This is a genomic window from Rhizorhabdus histidinilytica, assembly GCF_900167915.1.
In the GTDB taxonomy this organism is placed as follows: Bacteria; Pseudomonadota; Alphaproteobacteria; order Sphingomonadales; family Sphingomonadaceae; genus Rhizorhabdus; species Rhizorhabdus histidinilytica.
In genome coordinates this window covers 249865-267387 of sequence record NZ_FUYM01000007.1, presented here as the reverse complement: position 1 = coordinate 267387, position 17523 = coordinate 249865, and the positions used below count along the sequence as shown (strand labels likewise).

The 17523-nt window shown below is 68.3% G+C and carries 21 protein-coding genes; 10 read left to right on the top strand and 11 right to left on the bottom strand.

What is annotated here, in order from left to right; genetic code table 11:
- Positions 1 to 40: 40 nt before the first annotated feature.
- Complete coding sequence (gene recQ / locus B5X82_RS16845) at positions 41 to 1807, top strand: DNA helicase RecQ (RefSeq protein ID WP_079649335.1); 1767 nt, start codon at positions 41 to 43, stop codon at positions 1805 to 1807.
- Between the two features lie 13 nt (positions 1808 to 1820).
- Positions 1821 to 2237, top strand: coding sequence for a TIGR01244 family sulfur transferase (locus tag B5X82_RS16840; RefSeq protein ID WP_079649334.1), 417 nt, complete (start codon positions 1821 to 1823; stop codon positions 2235 to 2237).
- Between the two features lie 210 nt (positions 2238 to 2447).
- Here B5X82_RS16840 and B5X82_RS16835 read toward each other — a convergent pair whose 3' ends face one another.
- The 8 genes from B5X82_RS16835 to B5X82_RS16800 all read right to left on the bottom strand — a co-directional run bounded on the left by B5X82_RS16835 (position 2448) and on the right by B5X82_RS16800 (position 8675).
- Positions 2448 to 3143 (bottom strand): endonuclease/exonuclease/phosphatase family protein, encoded by a 696-nt coding sequence (locus tag B5X82_RS16835; RefSeq protein WP_079649333.1) that lies wholly within the window; start codon positions 3141 to 3143, stop codon positions 2448 to 2450.
- Between the two features lie 153 nt (positions 3144 to 3296).
- On the bottom strand, positions 3297 to 4643 hold the full coding sequence (locus B5X82_RS16830; protein WP_079649332.1) for an ammonium transporter: 1347 nt from the start codon (positions 4641 to 4643) through the stop codon (positions 3297 to 3299).
- Between the two features lie 14 nt (positions 4644 to 4657).
- Positions 4658 to 4996: a P-II family nitrogen regulator gene (locus tag B5X82_RS16825; RefSeq protein WP_047170053.1), complete on the bottom strand. Its 339-nt coding sequence runs from the start codon at positions 4994 to 4996 to the stop codon at positions 4658 to 4660.
- A gap of 166 nt (positions 4997 to 5162) precedes the next feature.
- The gene (locus B5X82_RS16820; RefSeq protein WP_079649331.1) at positions 5163 to 5714 is read right to left on the bottom strand and encodes a DUF924 family protein; all 552 of its coding nucleotides are present in this window, start codon (positions 5712 to 5714) and stop codon (positions 5163 to 5165) included.
- On the bottom strand, positions 5711 to 6544 hold the full coding sequence (locus tag B5X82_RS16815) for a patatin-like phospholipase family protein (protein ID WP_079649330.1): 834 nt from the start codon (positions 6542 to 6544) through the stop codon (positions 5711 to 5713). Before B5X82_RS16815 ends, B5X82_RS16820 begins: the two co-directional genes overlap by 4 nt.
- A gap of 28 nt (positions 6545 to 6572) precedes the next feature.
- Positions 6573 to 8003, bottom strand: a complete 1431-nt coding sequence (gene tldD / locus B5X82_RS16810; protein ID WP_079649329.1) for a metalloprotease TldD — start codon at positions 8001 to 8003, stop codon at positions 6573 to 6575.
- A gap of 78 nt (positions 8004 to 8081) precedes the next feature.
- On the bottom strand, positions 8082 to 8288 hold the full coding sequence (locus B5X82_RS16805) for a zinc-finger domain-containing protein (protein ID WP_079649328.1): 207 nt from the start codon (positions 8286 to 8288) through the stop codon (positions 8082 to 8084).
- A 66-nt stretch (positions 8289 to 8354) separates the two neighbouring features.
- Positions 8355 to 8675, bottom strand: coding sequence for a hypothetical protein (locus tag B5X82_RS16800; protein ID WP_139385124.1), 321 nt, complete (start codon positions 8673 to 8675; stop codon positions 8355 to 8357).
- 35 nt (positions 8676 to 8710) lie between these two features.
- Between B5X82_RS16800 and B5X82_RS16795 the strand changes: the two genes are divergently transcribed.
- From B5X82_RS16795 to nadB, 6 genes are all read left to right on the top strand, one after another.
- Positions 8711 to 9085, top strand: a complete 375-nt coding sequence (locus tag B5X82_RS16795; protein ID WP_079649326.1) for a reverse transcriptase-like protein — start codon at positions 8711 to 8713, stop codon at positions 9083 to 9085.
- Between the two features lie 95 nt (positions 9086 to 9180).
- Positions 9181 to 10128, top strand: coding sequence for an SPOR domain-containing protein (locus tag B5X82_RS16790; RefSeq protein ID WP_079649325.1), 948 nt, complete (start codon positions 9181 to 9183; stop codon positions 10126 to 10128).
- Positions 10129 to 10206: 78 nt separating this feature from the next.
- Positions 10207 to 10920: a hypothetical protein gene (locus B5X82_RS26435; RefSeq protein WP_125723935.1), complete on the top strand. Its 714-nt coding sequence runs from the start codon at positions 10207 to 10209 to the stop codon at positions 10918 to 10920.
- A gap of 15 nt (positions 10921 to 10935) precedes the next feature.
- Entirely contained in the window at positions 10936 to 11130 is a 195-nt protein-coding gene (locus B5X82_RS16785) for a hypothetical protein (protein WP_139385123.1), read from the top strand.
- A gap of 117 nt (positions 11131 to 11247) precedes the next feature.
- Positions 11248 to 12165, top strand: coding sequence for an ABC transporter ATP-binding protein (locus tag B5X82_RS16780; protein WP_079649324.1), 918 nt, complete (start codon positions 11248 to 11250; stop codon positions 12163 to 12165).
- Positions 12165 to 13760, top strand: a complete 1596-nt coding sequence (gene nadB, locus B5X82_RS16775; protein WP_079649323.1) for an L-aspartate oxidase — start codon at positions 12165 to 12167, stop codon at positions 13758 to 13760. Before B5X82_RS16780 ends, nadB begins: the two co-directional genes overlap by 1 nt.
- A gap of 4 nt (positions 13761 to 13764) precedes the next feature.
- On the opposite strand, the gene B5X82_RS16770 is transcribed toward nadB, so the two are convergent.
- Positions 13765 to 14244 carry a hypothetical protein gene (locus B5X82_RS16770; RefSeq protein ID WP_125723934.1) on the bottom strand — a complete coding sequence of 160 codons (480 nt, stop codon included), beginning with the start codon at positions 14242 to 14244 and terminating at the stop codon, positions 13765 to 13767.
- A gap of 129 nt (positions 14245 to 14373) precedes the next feature.
- On the opposite strand from B5X82_RS16770, the gene nhaA reads away from it, so the two are divergent.
- Positions 14374 to 15504 carry a Na+/H+ antiporter NhaA gene (gene nhaA, locus B5X82_RS16765; protein ID WP_079649379.1) on the top strand — a complete coding sequence of 377 codons (1131 nt, stop codon included), beginning with the start codon at positions 14374 to 14376 and terminating at the stop codon, positions 15502 to 15504.
- A gap of 9 nt (positions 15505 to 15513) precedes the next feature.
- Here the strand turns inward: nhaA and B5X82_RS16760 are convergent, their stop codons facing one another.
- Positions 15514 to 16074, bottom strand: coding sequence for a DUF177 domain-containing protein (locus tag B5X82_RS16760; RefSeq protein WP_139385122.1), 561 nt, complete (start codon positions 16072 to 16074; stop codon positions 15514 to 15516).
- Entirely contained in the window at positions 16041 to 16562 is a 522-nt protein-coding gene (locus tag B5X82_RS16755; protein WP_079649321.1) for a ubiquinol-cytochrome C chaperone family protein, read from the bottom strand. Before B5X82_RS16755 ends, B5X82_RS16760 begins: the two co-directional genes overlap by 34 nt.
- Positions 16563 to 16710: 148 nt before the next feature.
- On the opposite strand from B5X82_RS16755, the gene B5X82_RS16750 reads away from it, so the two are divergent.
- Complete coding sequence (locus B5X82_RS16750) at positions 16711 to 17193, top strand: outer membrane protein assembly factor BamE (protein ID WP_079649320.1); 483 nt, start codon at positions 16711 to 16713, stop codon at positions 17191 to 17193.
- Positions 17194 to 17523 lie beyond the last annotated feature (330 nt).

Here is a 17523-nt window from a genome sequence, read left to right as displayed (position 1 = left end):
GCGGCTCGACACCCCGGCATCTTCGGCTAGAAGAGGAGCCATGCCCACTCCCCTGGAAGCCCTTCAGCAGACCTTCGGCTATGCGCATTTCCGGGGGCGGCAGGCGGACGTGATCGACCGGGTGATGGCCGGGCTCAGCACGTTGGCGGTGATGCCGACCGGCGCGGGCAAGTCGCTGACCTACCAGATTCCGGCGCTCTGCCGACCCGGCACCGGGCTGGTGGTCTCGCCGCTGATCGCGCTGATGCACGATCAGGTCCGGTCGGCCGAGGCCGCCGGCATTCGCGCCGCCGCGCTCACCTCCGCCGACGACAATCGCGACGAGACGATCGACCGACTGCGCTCGGGTGCGCTCGACCTGCTCTACGTCGCACCGGAGCGCGCCTCGACCGAGGGTTTCCGCCGGCTGCTGAGCCAGGTGCCGCTGGCGCTGATCGCGATCGACGAGGCGCATTGCGTGTCCGAATGGGGGCACGACTTCCGCCCCGACTATCGCCTGCTGCGCGGGCTGCTCGACATGCGGCCCGACGTGCCGCGCCTCGCGCTGACCGCGACCGCCGACCGCCACACCCGCGACGACATATTGGCGCAGCTCGGCATTGCCCCCGACGGGCTGATCCTCGCCGGCTTCGATCGCGCCAACCTGCGCTACGGCATCACCCCGCGCGACGGCGTCGCCAGGCAGCTCGCCCGCTTCATCGAGGAGAATCCGGGCGCGGGCATCGTCTATGCCCCGACCCGCGACGCGACCGAGCGGCTGGCGGCGCAGCTGGCCGCCAACGGCCGCGCCGCGCGCGCCTATCATGCCGGGCTCGACCCCGCCGTCCGCGCCGCCAACCAGAAGGCGTTCGTCGCGTCGGAGGACATGGTGATGGTGGCGACCGTCGCCTTCGGCATGGGCATCGACAAGCCCGACGTGCGTTTCGTCGCCCATGCGGGCCTGCCCAAGTCGATCGAGGCCTATTATCAGGAGACCGGCCGCGCCGGCCGCGACGGCGATCCGGCCGCCACCCAGCTCTTCTGGGGCGCCGAGGACTTCGCCCGCGCCCGCCGCCGGATCGAGACCGACGTCGAGGAAAGCCGCCGGCCGGGCGAACGCCAGCGGCTCAACGCGATGGCGATGCTGGTCGAGGCGCCGGGCTGCCGCCGGGCGATCCTGCTGCGCCATTTCGGCGAGGACCCGCCCGCCCAGTGCGGCAATTGCGACAATTGCCTCAACCCTCCGACCGGGATCGACGCGACGATCGTCGCACAGAAGCTGCTCTCCGCCGCCTTCCGTACCGACATGCGCTACGGCGTCACGCACCTGTCCGACGTGCTGGCGGGCAAGGAGACCGACAAGATCCTGATGCTCGGCCACAACCGGCTGTCGGTGTTCGGCATCGCCGACGAGGCCGAGCAGAAACTGATCAAGCCGGTCGCCCGCGCGCTGCTCGCCCGCGACGCGCTGCGCGCCGACGAATATGGCGGCCTGTCCTTCGGCCCCGGCGCCCGCCCGATCCTGAAGGGCGAGGAACAGGTGCCGCTGATCCTGCCGCCCGAACGGGCGCGGCGGCGCAAGTCGCGCGATGGCGCCGACTATCCGCACGATCCGCTGTTCGACCGGCTGCGCGCGCTGCGCCGCGACCTGGCGCGCGAGCAGGGGGTGCCGCCCTATGTCGTGTTCAACGATTCGACCCTGCGCGAAATGGCCGCGCTCCGGCCCGAGACGCTGTCTGGCCTTGCGCAGATTTCGGGCGTAGGGGCGAAGAAACTCGAAACCTATGGCGAGACCTTCCTCGCCGCCATTCAAAGCCATGACGGCTGAGGGAGACGACCCAATGTTCCGCAAGATCGACGACAGCATCTCGGTCTCCCCGCAGATCAGCGTGGAGGACGTCCGGGCCGCGGCGGATCAGGGCTTCACCATGATCATCAACAACCGTCCCGAGCAGGAGGAACCCGGCCAGCCGGCGGGCGACGACATCCGCGAGGCGGCGCGCGCGGCGGGGCTCGCCTATGTCGCGATCCCGATCGGTCATGGCGGCTTCTCCGCCAACCAGGTCGACGCGATGCGCGACGCCCTCGCCAATGCGGGCGGGCCGGTACTCGCCTTCTGCCGCTCGGGCACCCGCTCGACCTTCGTCTGGGCCCTCGCCAAGGGCGCCGACGGCGAGGACCCCGATCTGCTCGCCCGCAAGGCCGCGGGCGCGGGGTACGACATCTCGCCGATCAAGCCGCTGCTGGGGACTCGGTAGAAGAGAATCTCCCTCCCTTTCAGGGAAGGGATGAAAGTTCTGCGAGGTCGGGATTGCCCCCGGCAATCCCTGAAACATGCCGGGGGCATGTTTCACCTCGCTGAAGGGTACGGAGCCAAGGGGCTCGATGCCCCTTGGCGGAGTTCTACGGGACGGCCGAGGAAGGCTCGCTCGCCACCCACCCCCCTTGAAAGGGAGGGGAGTTCTATTTCAATTCTCCCAGTTCACCCGCGCCCAGATCGGCAGGTGGTCCGACGCGAGCCGCGCGCGTTCGCTGACGTGGACGCCGCAGGCGACGAGGTGGAGGTCGGGAGTCAGGATGATCCGGTCGAGGCAGCCGACGGGGCGGCGGCTGTGGAAGCTGCGGCCGGTCGGCGCGATCTGGAGCTCGGGGGCGAATTCGCGGATGCAGCCGCCGTGCAGCGACCATTCGTTGAGGTCGCCCATCAGCACGGTCGGCATCTTGTGGCGCCGGCGGCGGATATGGTCGATGATCGCGCGGACCTGCCGTCGCCGCCACAGCCCCGACAGGTCGAGGTGCATGCCGACGACCCGGAGCTCGTTGCCGCCGATCCGCAGCTCCGCCATCACCGCGCCGCGCGGCTCGAGCGTCGGCAGGCGGATCGGCTCGTAATCGCCGATCTCGACCGAATGGCGGACCAGGATCGCGTTGCCGTGCCAGCCGATCCCGCCCGGCCGGATGTCGAACGGCACCGCCTTATACTCGCCCTGGCTGATCAGTTCGGCGGGCAAGGCGCTCTGCCGCGCGCCGAAGCGGCGGTCGGCCTCCTGCAGCGCGACGATGTCGGCATGGACCTCATGCAGCACGTCGAGGATGCGGTCGGGCCGCCGGCGGCGGTCGGTGCCGAGGCCCTTGCGGATATTATAGCTCGCTACGGTGATCATCTGGACGTGTTCTAGGCTTCCGGTCAGGGGCTCGCACTTCGCATGTCCCCGATCAACAACAAAAAAAGGGCCGATGGGTTGCCCCACCGGCCCAGTGCGTTCGCAGGAGGAACGCCCGGAGGGACCGCCCCTCGGGCGGCCCCAATTCGAAGATCAGTAGTTGTAGGCGCGCTCGCCATGCTCCGAGAGGTCGAGGCCTTCGACCTCGGCTTCGGGGCTGACCCGGAGGCCGGTGAGCGCCTTGGCGACATAGATGGCGATGGTGGTGCCGATCGCGGCCCAGACGATGGTCGCCAGCACGGCGAGCACCTGGGTGACGATCTGGCTGCCGATCGCATAGTCGGCGCCGCCAGGCCCGCCGAGCGACGGAGCGTAGACGATCGCGGTGCCGATCGCGCCGACCATGCCGCCGATGCCATGGATGCCGAACGCGTCGAGCGAGTCGTCATAGCCGAGCGCCGGCTTGAGCTTGGCGACGGCGACGTAGCAGATCAGCGAGGCGACGGCGCCGAGGACGATCGCGCCGAACGGGCCCGAATTGCCGGCCGCCGGGGTGACCGCGACGAGGCCGGCGATGATGCCCGAGCAGAAGCCGAGGGCCGACGGCTTGTGGCCGAACAGCTTCTCGACGACCAGCCAGGCGAGGCCCGCCGAGGCGGTGGCGACGAAGGTGTTGATCATCGCGAGCGCCGCCGATCCATTGGCTTCGAGCGCCGAGCCGGCGTTGAAACCGAACCAGCCCACCCACAGCAGGCCGGTGCCGACGAAGGTCAGCGTCATCGAGTGCGGCGCCATGATGTCCTTCATGTAGCCGATGCGCTTGCCCAGGATGATGCAGGCGACCAGCGCCGAGACGCCGGCGTTGATGTGGACCACCGTGCCGCCCGCGAAATCGAGCGCGCCCATTTCGAAGAACAGGCCGCCGGCCGCCCAGACCATGTGGGCGATCGGGAAATAGACGATAGTGAGCCAGACCAGCGCGAACACCATCACCGCAGCGAACTTGATCCGCTCGACGACCGATCCCAGCACCAGCGCGACGGTGATCGCGGCGAAGGTCATCTGGAAGCAGACGAACACATATTCGGGGATGACGACGCCGTCGGTGAAGGTTGCGGCGGTCGACTCCGGCGTGATGCCGGCGAGGAACAGCTTGCCGAAGCTCGAGATATAGGGCTTCAGGCCCTCCGACGCGTCGGGACCGAAGGCCATGGTATAGCCCCAGATCACCCAGACGATCATCGCCAGCGCCGCCGCGGCGCCGATCTGGGTCATCACCGACAGCATGTTCTTCGTGCGGACCAGGCCGCCATAGAAGAGGGCGAGGCCGGGCAGGATCATCGCCAGGACGAGGACGGTCGAGACCATCATCCAGGCGGTGTCACCCTTGTCCGGGGTGGGAGCGGCGGCTGCCGCGGCCTGCGCCCAGGCGGGCATGGCGGCCAGGGCGGTGACGGCAAGCGCGCCGAGGCCCGTCGCCAGCTTGGTGTGAAGCGTCATGTTTCCCCCTTTTCTCAGAGCGCGACGTCGTCGGTCTCGCCGGTGCGGATCCGCACCGCCTGCGCGACGTCGAGGACGAAGATCTTGCCGTCGCCGATCGCGCCGGTGTTGGCCGACTGCTGGATCGCCTCGACGACCCGGTTGGCCAGGTCGTCGGTGGTGACCACCTCGACCTTGATCTTCGGAACCATGTTGGTGCTGTATTCGGCCCCCCGGTAGATTTCCGTCTGGCCCTTCTGCCGCCCGAAGCCCTTGACCTCGGTCACGGTCATGCCCTGCACGCCGAGACCGGACAGGGATTCCCTGACCTCGTCGAGCTTGAACGGCTTGATGATGGCAATGACGAGTTTCATTCTGCCTCCCTCTTCTCAGCCCGATTGTGCATCGCAATAAGCGTGCCAAATCCCCGAACCTCGGGATTCACGGCGCCGATCGATCGAGAGGTTGAAAAGGCAAGCGGATGACTCGAAGACCGCCTGTCTAAAAGTTGAGCCTTGCCCTTTTTTTAGGCAGCGGTCCTCACCAGTCCCGGCTCTCCGCGATCGCCGCCTGCTCGCCGGGTCGGTCGGCGCGGCCGAGCGCGGCGTTGCGCGCGGGAAAGCGCCCATAGCGGGCGATCATGTCGTAATGCTTGTGCGCGAAGTCGAGCGAGCGGGCATTGCCGAGCGCGGTGAACAGCGCCAGCGAGCGCTGCTGGTCGGCGAGAAGCTCGCTGTGCTGGAACGGCATGTAGAGGAAGCTGCGCTCGTCGGGTGTCAGCCGCTCGTCGAAGCCGCGCTCGACCGCGCCCCTGGCTATCGCCAGCGCGAGCGGGTCGGTCGAGAAGGCGTCGGCATGGCCCCGGAACATGTTGCGGGGGAACTGGTCGAACAGGATGACGCCGGCCAGCGCCTCGCGCGGCGAGGCGAGAAAGCTCTCGGGCACGCGGCTGCGCCACTCCTCCCAAAGCTCCTCGAAGCGCTCGACGATCGTCTCGTCGGTCTCCCGCGATCGCACCCACCAGCGATCGGGCCCGAGTTCGTCGAACCAATAGCCGAGGATCGCCTCGGTGCCGTCGGCGGTGTCGGTCATCGCCGCACCGCTTGGCGCGGCGGGCGGCCGACCAGCGCCCGGATTTCGTCGATATGCGCCTCCACCGTGCGGCGGCCGATCGCGATCAGCTCGTCGGCGCGCGTGAAATCGTGGATCTCGACATGGCCGACCGGCAGGGTCAGCGCATAGTCGGGCGGATCGAGCGCCAGCGAGTGGCGCGCAAGTTCGGCCATCAGCAACATGGTAGAAGCACGAACGACCGCCATCGACGGATGGTTGCGCGTGGGCCGCGCGCGGATCGACGAGGCGACCCGGCGACCATGATAATCGCCCTGCAGATTCACCGAGAGCACCGGATATTTCGGCGCGATCCGGCGCGCCGCCGCGACCGGCACCGGCATCACCACCCCGCCGTCGACCAGGAACTTGCCGTCGAACTGCACCGGTCGGAACAGGCCCGGGATAGCGATCGACGCCATGATCGCCGGATTGACCGGTCCCCGGTCGATGATCACCGGCGTTCCGGCGACCAGGTCGCAGGCGACCGCCGCCGAAGGGATCAGCAGCTCCTGGAACTGGAGTCGGGCGAAATGCATCTCCAGGTCGCGCAATATGCCTCGTCCGCCCAGCATCGCGCCTGGCCGGAAGTGAATGTCGAGATAGGAAAGGACGCGCAGCCAGTTGGCCGAGCGCGCGATGCGTTCGAGCGGGTCGAGCTTGCCGGCGGCATAGGCGACCGCGGCGAGTGCGCCGATCGAAGTGCCGGCCGCCGCGCGGATCGGGATGCCGTTCTCCTGCAGCGCGCGCAGCACGCCGATATGCGCCCAGCCGAGCGCTGCGCCACCGCCCAGCGCGACCGCGATGCCCATCGCTTCCGCGCTCCCTTTCGCTACCGGATCAGGCCGCCGTGCCGCCGACCGTCAGCGCGGAGATCATCACGGTCGGCTGTCCGACCCCGGCGGGAACCGATTGGCCGCCCTTGCCGCAGATGCCGACGCCTTCGTCGAGCGCCATGTCGTTGCCGATCGCGGTGACCTTGGTCAGCACCGACGGGCCATCGCCGATCAGCGTCGCGCCCTTGATCGGCACGGTCAGCTTGCCGTTCTCGATCTTGTACGCCTCGGTGCAGGAGAAGACGAACTTGCCGCTGGTGATGTCCACCTGGCCGCCGCCGAAGCTCTTGGCGTAGATGCCGTTCCCGGCACGGGCGATGATCTCCTCCGGGTCGTCCTTGCCCCCATACATGAAGGTGTTGGTCATGCGCGGCATCGGCGCATGGGCATAGCTTTCGCGCCGGCCGTTTCCGGTCGGGTCGACCCCCATCAGCCGGGCGTTGAGCCGGTCGTGGATATAGCCCTTGAGGATGCCGTCCTCTATCAGCACGTTGCACTGGGTCGGCGTGCCCTCGTCGTCGATGGTCAGCGACCCGCGCCGGTCGGCGATCGAACCGTCGTCGACGACGGTGACGCCGGGGGCGGCGACCCGTTCGCCGATCCGGCCCGAGAAGGCCGAGGTGCCCTTGCGGTTGAAATCGCCTTCGAGGCCGTGGCCGATCGCCTCGTGCAGCAACACGCCGGGCCAGCCGGGGCCGCAGACGACGGTCATCTCACCCGCCGGCGCGGCGACCGCGTCGAGATTGACGATCGCCTGGTGCAGCGCCTCGTCGATCGCCCGGTTCCACTGCGCGGGCTCGAACAGCCGGTCGTAGAGATAGCGGCCGCCCATGCCGAAGAAGCCGGTCTCGCGCCGGCCGTTCTGCTCGACCACGACCGAGACGTTGAGGCGGACGAGCGGGCGCACGTCGAAGGCGGTGAAGCCGTCGGGACGGACGATCTCGACCACGCTCCACGATCCCGACAGCCCGACCGAGACCTGCTGGACGCGTGGATCGCGGGCACGCGCGGCGGCGTCGATCTGCTGGCACAGCTCGACCTTGCGGGCAAAGGGGATCAGGCCGAGCGGATCGTCGGCGGTGTAGAGCCGGCTGTTGGTGCGGCGCGGCGGCGCGGCGCGGCTGCCGGCCGCGGGATCGAGCAGACTCATCGTCTCACCCGCGCGGATGATCGCGGATTCGCTCAGCTCGTTGGCATGGGCGAAGGCGGTCGTCTCGCCCGACACGCCGCGCAGGCCGAAGCCCGCCTGGGTGTTGTAGTCGGCGGTCTTGAGCCGCCCGTCGTCGAAGCCGAAGCTCTCCGACGACAGATATTGCAGATAGAGCTCCCCGTCGTCGCAGCCCTTGAGCGTCTGCGCGGTGAGCCGCAGCGCGGCATCGGGATCGAGCGCGTCGCGATAGAGGAAATGGCGGGGGTCTGCGGGAAGGATCGTCATGACGCCGATATAGGCGCTCCGCCGCGAAGCCCAATAGCGATATTTGCGCCGATGCCGCCTGCGCCCGGCGGCGAAGGATCAGTGGTGGGCGCCGGCGCCCTTGCCGTCGAGGACGAAACGGCGATCGCAGTAACCGCAGTCGGCATAGCCGATGTCGGGATCGATCTCGATGAACACGCGCGGATGTCCCAGCGCCTCGCCGCCGGGGATGTCGCTCGCGCCGTCGCAGGCGACGCGGGTCGAGGAGACGGTGACGGTTTCGGGAGTCGGCGCCGGGATGCTCATGCGCGCCCGATTAGCAAGCGGCGCTGCGCCGCGCAACGACCAGCTTCATGGCAATACCCGATGGAATCACCGCCCGAAGCGGCTGTTCTCGAAGGCGACGGCGATCTGGCCCTTCTCGCCGATCGGCGCGACCGCCGATCCGTACACGCCGCGCGCGCCGCCGGTGCCGACGAACATGCCGACCTCGCCATGGACCTGCCGCCCGAGCCCGTTGACCGGAAGCTCGTCGCCGACCGGCCGGGGCCGCTCGGCCGCCGCGTTGAGCAGCTTCTCCTTCTCGGCCGGGCTGAGCGAGATCACGCGCTCCTCGGCATGGGCGATCGAGCTGGCGAGCAGCAAGGCGGCCAGCGCGAGACCATGGCGGACGGAAGGGCGATATGCTGTCATGACGTTCACCCTGATCCCTGCCATGTGAAGGCCAAGTGAACAAGCCGACCCCCATTTATTTCGACGGCGGCTGCCGCCCCAATCCCGGCCCGATCGAGACCGCGACGGTGATCCGCGGCGTCGCCGACATCCGGCAGGGTCAGGCGGGCGGCGACAATGAGGACGCCGAATGGACGGCGCTGCTTCACGCGCTGGAACGGGCGGCGGCCGAGGGGTTGTCGGACATCGTCCTGCTCGGGGATTCGCTGTCGGTGATCCGCCAGGCATCAGGTCGACAGGCGGGCCGCCGGCCCTGGCTCGACCGCTTCCGCGCAGCGGCGCAGCGGTTCGGCCGGGTGCGGCTGCGCCATGTCGGCCGCAAGCGCAACCTCGCCGGGATCGCCCTCGAAAAGATGCACCGGGGTCCATGACAGACTCGGCCCGGCCCGCGATCGACTCGGGCCGCCGCAACGACTCCTGACAGCGAGTCCGCCGTTCCGCAGGATGCGGGCGGGAGGATGAGCGGGTGCGGACGACAGGGACCAGGACAGCCGCCGCCTGGACGGCGGCGATCGCGACCGCGCTGCTGCTGGCAGGGTGCAGCAGGAAGGCGGTGAAGACGGTATCGACCCCGCCGCCGAAAGCCGCGACGCCCCGCCCGCAGCCGCCATCGGGCGCGACCGAGAATTTCCGCCTGCCCGACGGCGACGGCAACGGGGGCTACCGTACCGTCAATGCGGGCGTCTCCGATACCGAGGCGGTGTGGCACCTGCGCTCGGCGCTCAACGTCGCGGCGCTGAGCTGCGACCGGACCGGCAAGACCGGCATCACCGCCAATTACAACAAGATGCTCGGCCATCAGCGCAAGGCGCTCGCCGCCGCCTACAAGGCCGAGGGCGCGCGCTTCGGCAGCGCATCGGCCACCGACGCGCACGTCACCCAGGTCTACAACTTCTTCGCCCAGCCGCCCGCCCAGGCGCGCTTCTGCGCGGTCGCGACCGGCGTCGCCGCCGAGGCCGCCGCGCTGCCGGCCGAGAAGCTGCCCGGCTTCGCGCCGGGCGCGCTCGACCGGCTCGCCGCGCCCTTCAGCGAATTCTACGACGCCTATGCCCGCTACAAGGTCGAACTCGCGGCGTGGGAGAAGGGCGACCATGGCCCGGCACGCGCGGCGACGGCCTTCGCGATGGCCCCCGCCACGGCGACGGTCGCGACGGCCGCCGTCCCGTCCGGCCCGCCTTGGCGCATCCAGCTCGGCGCCTATTCGGGCGACCGCGCCGCCCGCGACGCCTGGACCAGGATCCGCCAGCGGATGAAGGGCGCCGCCGATTTCGAGCCGCGCTACGAGGAGGTTCCCGCCAGCCGGCTCGTCCGCGTCCGCATCGGCCCGGTCACCGACCGCGCCCAGGCGATCGCCCTCTGCGCCGCCGCCGCGGGTGCCGGGCTCGACTGCCTGCCGGTGCCGCCCAGGGCGTGATCATTTGTTCTTATTATGTTCTTGACTGGTAGGATTTGGCTTGAGACGGTTCGGTCATAGAAACCGAGGAGATGGCCGTTGACTGACAAGTCCAAGCCCGAGCCCACTTACGATACCGTCTGGCAGAAGCTGCTTCAGGAAGAAGCGGCGGAGAAAGCACGCAAGGAAGCAAAGCGGCGCGCCAGGGAATATGCGCCGGGATGGCCGGTCCGGGCCGATCGCGCTCCTTCCCTGACAGACGGCACCTTTGCCCCGATGCGATCCTACGGACAACAGCACCAGCCGACCTTGGAGGAACTCAGCTCTCGAGCGCTTCGCGCCGCCGAACGCGCCATGCAAGACAGTTCATACCGCAACCGATCCGCGCAAGCTGTATCGGCCCGCACCATGAAACCGCAGATCGCTGCTGCTCCGCAAGCACAGTCGGGTAGGCCTAACTATCTCTCAAACCCACTCTATAAAGCTCTCCAGATGGGGGTCGATCTAGGCAATTTCGCTTCGGATGCAGGCGGCGCGATGATGGGCGCCGAACTGCTATTTGGCGAACCGGGATTGGCCGGCGCCACCGTCGAGGGCATCGGCAGTACGGCCACAGTCCTTTCCGGTGCTGGTCAAGCGGCTATGGGAGACCATCATGCTTTCGAACGAGCAATGCGTGATGGCGTTTTGAATCATGGCGCTCTACGTCTGGTTCCCAAGACACTCCGTAACGATTTTGCTGATTATCTTTTCGGCAAGGCGTTGGATAATGCCATCCCACCACTGACGAAAGATCCTCGCGATTCCGAGTGACAAAGAAACATGAGCATGTTCGCGCTGTCGGTGATGGGTTTCTTCGGAACGATCTGGCTGCTCTCGATAGGGCTGATCACCGGAGAGATGCCTAATTCAGTGGGTGATATCAACAGGGCCACAAACCCGATATTTTTTTGGTTTCTGGCGATAACCTATGCTTTTTGTGCCGCGGTTTGCATCCGATGGATCATAGTCGAATGGCCATGAGGAACGGCCTGATAGGCGAGGTTCGGGAGCCATAGCGCGGCGAGGCGGGCGGCCATGGCCGGCCGCCCCGGTCATCCCCCTTTGCACCGGAGCCCCACAGCCGCTATGCCCCCGGCCATGAGCGACGCGGCGATCAGCATCCGAGGGCTTTCCAAGATCTACAAGGGCGGCAAGCAGGCCCTGTTCGACGTCGACCTGGACATTCCACGCGGCCAGATCTTTGGGCTGCTCGGCCCCAACGGCGCGGGCAAGTCGACGACGATCAACATCCTCGCCGGACTGGTCAACAAGACCGCCGGGCAGGTGTCGATCTGGGGCTTCGACATCGACAAGGACCCGCGCAACGCCAAGGCGTCGATCGGCATCGTGCCGCAGGAGATCGTGTTCGATCCCTTCTTCACCCCGCGCGAGACGCTCGACAACCAGGCCGGCTTCTACGGCATCCCGAAGAACAGGCGGCTGACCGACGAGCTGCTGCGCGCCGTCCACCTCGACGACAAGGCCGACGCCTATGCGCGGTCGCTGTCGGGCGGCATGAAGCGCCGGCTGCTGGTCGCCAAGGCGATGGTCCATTCGCCGCCGGTGCTGGTGCTCGACGAGCCGACCGCCGGCGTCGACGTCGAGCTGCGCCAGCAGCTCTGGGAATATGTGCGCGAGCTCAACGCCAGCGGCGTGACGGTGGTGCTGACCACCCATTATCTCGAGGAGGCCGAAGAGCTCTGCGACCGGATCGCGATCATCAACCATGGCCGGGTGATCGCCAACGAGCCGACCCGCGAGCTGGTCGGCAAGGCGCAGGAGAAGGCGGTGTCGGTCACGGTCGACCGCGATCTCGACAAGGCGCCCGACGCCATTTGCTTCGAGAAGGTCGAACTGAAGGGCAGCCGCACCCTCGTCATCACCTATTCCAAGGACAAGGTGAACGCGGGCGAGGTGCTGGCGGCGGTCCAGAAGAACGGGCTCGGCATCGTCGATGTTTCCACCCAGGAAGCCGACCTGGAGGATGTCTTCCTGGCTTTGACGCGCGCAGGGTGATGACCGAGCATTCCTTCGACGTCGTCGTGATCGGATCGGGCGCCGCGGGCCTCACCGCCGCGCTCAACCTGGCCGATCGCTTCAAGGTGGGGGTACTCGCCAAGGCGGGCATCTCCGACGGATCGACCGCATGGGCGCAGGGCGGCATCGCCGCCGTGCTCGAACCGGGCGACACCTTCGAATCGCATATCGAGGACACGATGATCGCCGGCGCGGGGCTCAACGACCGCCGCTCGGTCGAGTTCGTGGTCGAGCATGCGCCGCGCGCGATCGAGAAGCTGGCGGGGCTCGGCGTCCCCTTCAACCCCGGCGGGGAGGGTGGCGACGATCGCTGGCACCTGACCCGCGAGGGAGGGCACAGCCATCGCCGCATCGTCCATGTCGACGACGCGACCGGCCAGGCCGTCCAGCTCGCGCTGGAGAAGGCGGCGGTCGCGCACCCGAACATCACCCTGTTCCCCGACCGCGCCGCGATCGACCTGATCACCGGCCGCCATGGCGAGCGCTATTCGGGCGACGGCCATGTCTGGGGCGTCTACGCGGTCGACCGCAAGACCGGCGCGATCGAGACCTTCACCGGCCGCGCGACCGTGCTGGCGACCGGCGGCGCCAGCCGCGCCTATCTCTTCTCCACATCGCCGCGCGGCGCCACCGGCGACGGCATCGCCATGGCATGGCGCGCGGGCTGCCGCGTCTCCAACATGGAGTTCATGCAGTTCCATCCGACCTGCCTCTACCATCTGGAGGTCAAGAATTTCCTGATCACCGAGGCGATGCGCGGCGAGGGCGGACAGCTCAAGCTGCCGACCAACGGCCGCCGCTTCATGCCGCGCTTCGACAAGCGGGCCGAACTGGCGCCGCGCGACATCGTCGCCCGCGCGATCGACCATGAGATCAAGCGGCTCGGCCTCGACTATGTCCATCTCGACATCAGCCACCAGCCGGCCGAGTTCATCATCGGGCATTTCCCGACGATCCACGCCAAGCTGCTGGGCCTGGGCATCGACATCACGAAGGAGCCGATCCCGATCGTCCCCGCCGCCCACTATACCTGCGGCGGCGTGATGGTCGATCTCGACGGGCGGACCGACCTGCCCGGCCTCTACGCGGCGGGCGAGGTCACCCAGTCGGGGCTGCACGGGGCGAACCGACTCGCCTCCAACTCGCTGCTCGAATGCTTCGTGTTCGGCGATGCCGCGGCCGAGCATATCAAGGCCCATTTCGACGACATGCCGCCGCCCCCGCCGATCCGGCCGTGGGACGAGAGCCGGGTCACCGATTCCGACGAGGAGGTGATCGTCCAGCACAACTGGCGCGAGATCCGCCGCTTCATGTGGGACTATGTCGGCATCGTCCGGACGACCAAGCGGCTCGAACGCGCGCAGCACCGCATCGCGCTGCTGCGGCAGGAGGTCGCCGACTATTACGGCAATTTCCGCGTCACCTCCGACCTGATCGAGCTGCGCAACCTGCTCGATGTCGCCGACCTGATCGTGCGATCGGCGCTCCACCGCAAGGAGAGCCGGGGCCTGCACTACACGCTCGACTTCCCCGACATGCTCGAGGAGGCGAAGGACACCATCCTGGTGCCCTGACCGGTCAGGCGCGGACGGCGATTCGAGCCGGCCGCACCGGCAACGGCCGGTCGGCGGCGGATGGCGCCAGCAGCAGCCCGTCGACCACCCAGCGTTCGCGCGCCATATGCGCCTGCACCCGGGCGAGCAGCTTGACCACCGCCGGCCGATAGCTGGTCCAGTGCGCGACGATGTCGAGATTGGTGCAGCGGGCGACATGCGCCAGGAACTCCGCGCCCATCGCCTCGCATTCGCGCTTCATCTGCTCGGCAAGCCGCGCCTTGTCGGGCGCGCCGTTGCGGATGATCGGGTCGAACAGCTCGTGATGCTTGAACGCCTTGTAAGCGGTCAGGATGCGGGTCAGCTCCCAGCGCGATTGGCTGAGCAGGCGCGGATCGGGCTCGGCGTCGGGCGTCAGCAGCCGGTCGCCGCGGCGGATCACGGCCAGCGCCCTGGCCTGGTGCTCGTCGAGCCTGGCCATCAATATGTCGCGGTGAGATGTCATGCCGACAGCGCTGGGCGAAGATGATGACCAGGGGGTTACCATGGCGGCGGGGGCCCCTCTCCCTGCTACCAAAGTATGACGGACCGGAATGTTTCGACAGAACGGCCGAGAATCCCTAAGCCCATGACCATGCGCATGTTGTTCCGCAGCTTCCTGGCGACCGAGGCCGCCGGGGGAATCACCCTGATCGCCGCCGCCGCCGCCGCGATGCTCGTCGCCAACAGCCCGGTGGCACCCAGCTATTTCGAGCTTCTCCACACCAAGCTCGGACCGCTCAGCCTGCTCCACTGGATCAACGATGCGCTGATGGCGCTGTTCTTCCTGCTGGTCGGGCTGGAGATAAAGCGCGAATTCCTGCGCGGCCATCTCGCCCGCTGGTCGGATCGCGTGCTGCCCTGCATCGCGGCGGCTGCGGGCATGGCGGCGCCGGCCCTGCTCTACCTCGCCTTCACCGGCGGGACGGGCGGCCTCGTCCGCGGCTGGGCGATCCCGACCGCTACCGACATCGCCTTCGCGATCGGCGTGCTCGCTCTGCTCGGCTCGCGCGCGCCCGCGTCGCTCAAGCTGTTCCTGACCACCATCGCGATCGTCGACGACATGGGTGCGGTGGCGATCATCGCGCTCGCCTATACCGCAGCGATCAGCGGCCCGGCGCTGCTGGCGGCGATCGTCATCCTCGCCGCGATGTTCGGGCTCGGCCGGGTCGGCGTCCGGACGCTGTGGCCCTATCTGCTGCTCGCGGCGGCGCTGTGGCTCGCGGTGCTGCTGTCGGGGGTCCATGCAACGATCGCCGGGGTGCTCGCCGCGCTCGCGATTCCGCTGGGCGACAAGGATCACTCGCCGCTCGAACGGCTGGAGCACGGCCTCCACCCTTGGGTCGCCTTCGCGATCGTGCCGCTGTTCGGCTTCGCCAACGCCGGCGTCTCCTTCGCGGGAATCGGCGCCGAGCAGCTCCTCGCCCCGCTGCCGCTCGGCATCGCTGTGGGCCTGTTCCTCGGCAAGCAGGCCGGCATCTTCGGCAGCGTCCGCCTCGCCGTCGCGCTCGGCCTTGCGCAGCGGCCGGCCGGGGCGAGCTGGACCCAGCTCTACGGCGTCGCGCTGCTCTGCGGGATCGGCTTCACGATGAGCCTGTTCATCGGCGGCCTCGCCTTCAGCGACCCCCTGCTGATCGACGAGGTCAAGATCGGCGTGCTCGGCGGATCGATCCTGTCCGCGATCGCCGGCTTTGCGCTGCTGCGGTGGACGGGGAAGGCGCGCTGACCGCCAGGATTATTTCGTGAGCTTGTCCTTGAGGCTCTTCAGCGCCGCGAAGGGGCCGGTCACCGCCTCGTCCTCCGACAGCACCCCGGCCTCGCGCAGCACCGCGTCGGCGTCGGGCGCGCGCGGGAAGGGGTCGAGGCTCAGCGCCAGCGTCTCGGCCGCCGCCTCGCCCAGGTCGATCGCGCCGCCCGTATAGTCGATCGTGTCCCAGTCGTCGGGCGCCAACTCGATCTCCGCGCCTTCCTCGACCGGCTGCTCGGGCACGAAGCGCAGGTTGAACCCTTCGTCGATCGTCGCCGGCACCGGCGCGCCGCTGGCGACGCAGGCCTGCTCTGCCGTGGCGCGGAGCCGTCCTTCGGCGAGGATCGTCATCCCCTCGCGGCGCAGCACTGCCTCGGCCGACAGCGCGGCGAGCGACAGCAGCCCGAAGCGGGCGGCGAGCGCCGCGCGCTCCGCCTCATCGGCCTCGATCGCGATCGTCCGGCCGCCTTCGCCGAGCGTGTCGATCCGCACCGGCCGCGAGAATTCCGGCGCCGTCACCGCAGCCGCCCCGCCAGCACCGCCGCCCACGACGCCGCCTTCAACCCCGCCGCGATCGCGCGCAGCCGCTCGGCGACGAGCGCGGGCTTCGCCGCGGGCCCCGGCTCGCCGCGCCACAGGTTGCGGACCAGCGCTTCCTCAAGCGCCGGGGCGTCGTGGATCGTGTCGCGATAGACCGACAGCCGCCCGCCCATCGCCGCGACCATCTTACCGAGATGCTTGCCGACGACGACGTCGCCGATGCCGAGCTGGCGGACCTGGCCCTCCATGTCGTCGATGAACACCTCGGTCAGCAGCGCACCGGACGTGCGGCCCGCATCGCCCTCCGCATCGATCCGCATCAGCGCGAGCGACAGGATCGCCGCCACCATGTCGAAACGGCCGTCGAGCGTGTCGGGCACGCCGCCCTCGGCATACCAGACGGGATCACGCGCCTCGGCGACGATCGCGGTGTAGAGGGGAACCAGCTCCTCGCGCGGATCGGGACCGAAGCCGAAAATGGATTTCAGGAATTTCACTCTATCGTCCTCACGCCCGTTCAGCGGGCATCAAGCGTCGCCCTCTATACCGTGCGGGGGCATCTTGCCACCGGGCAGGTCCCGCGCATATTGAGGCGGTCCACGCTGGCCGCAAGCGGGCCATTTGTTGAGTTTCAAGGAGAAGTCGATGCCCCGGACCCTGCTGCGATCGGCGGCCATCGCCGGAACGATCGCGATTCTGGGCCTGACGGCCGGCTGCGCGCGCATCCGGGACCATAAGGGCTATGTCGTCGACTCGACCCTGATCAACACCGTCTCCCCCGGCGTCGACAATCGCGAATCGGTCGAGAAGACGCTGGGCCGGCCGAGCTTCGCCGGCCAGTTCGACAAGGACCGCACCTGGTATTATGTCGCCCGCGACACCCGTCAGGTCGGCTATCGCACCCCGAAAGCGGTGTCGCAGACCGTCCTGGCGGTCCATTTCGACGACAAGGGCAACGTCGCCTCGGTCGAGCGCACCGGCCTCGAAAAGGTGGCCAATGTCTCGCTCTACGGCGACAAGACCCCGACCCTCGGTAGTAAGCGCGGCTTCTTCCGCGAACTGTTCGGCAATATCGGCCGGGTCGGCTCGGTCGGCCAGTCGGGCGGTACGGCGGATAATCCCAACTGAGGCTTTGCCTCAGTTGGTTTGTTTGTTTAGCCCTCAGGCGCCGGGCGCAGGGCATCCGCCCTGCTTGGCTTTCCTCGCATAAGCGACAGCGCAGCCAGCGCGGGGCGCTGGCGAGCACGGAGCTCGGGCGCGCGGTCGCGCTTGCGAAGCCTGCGGCTCCGTTTCCCCAACAGACGTCACCCCAGCGGAGGCTGGGGTCCATGTCTCTCTCCAGCCAGATGCGCACCGGGGAGAGGACAGACATGGATGCCAGCCTTCAGCCTTTGGCTGAAGTTTATCCCGAGCGCCTGCCTTGCAGGCAGTCGAGGGGCTGGCATGACGGTTTGGGGG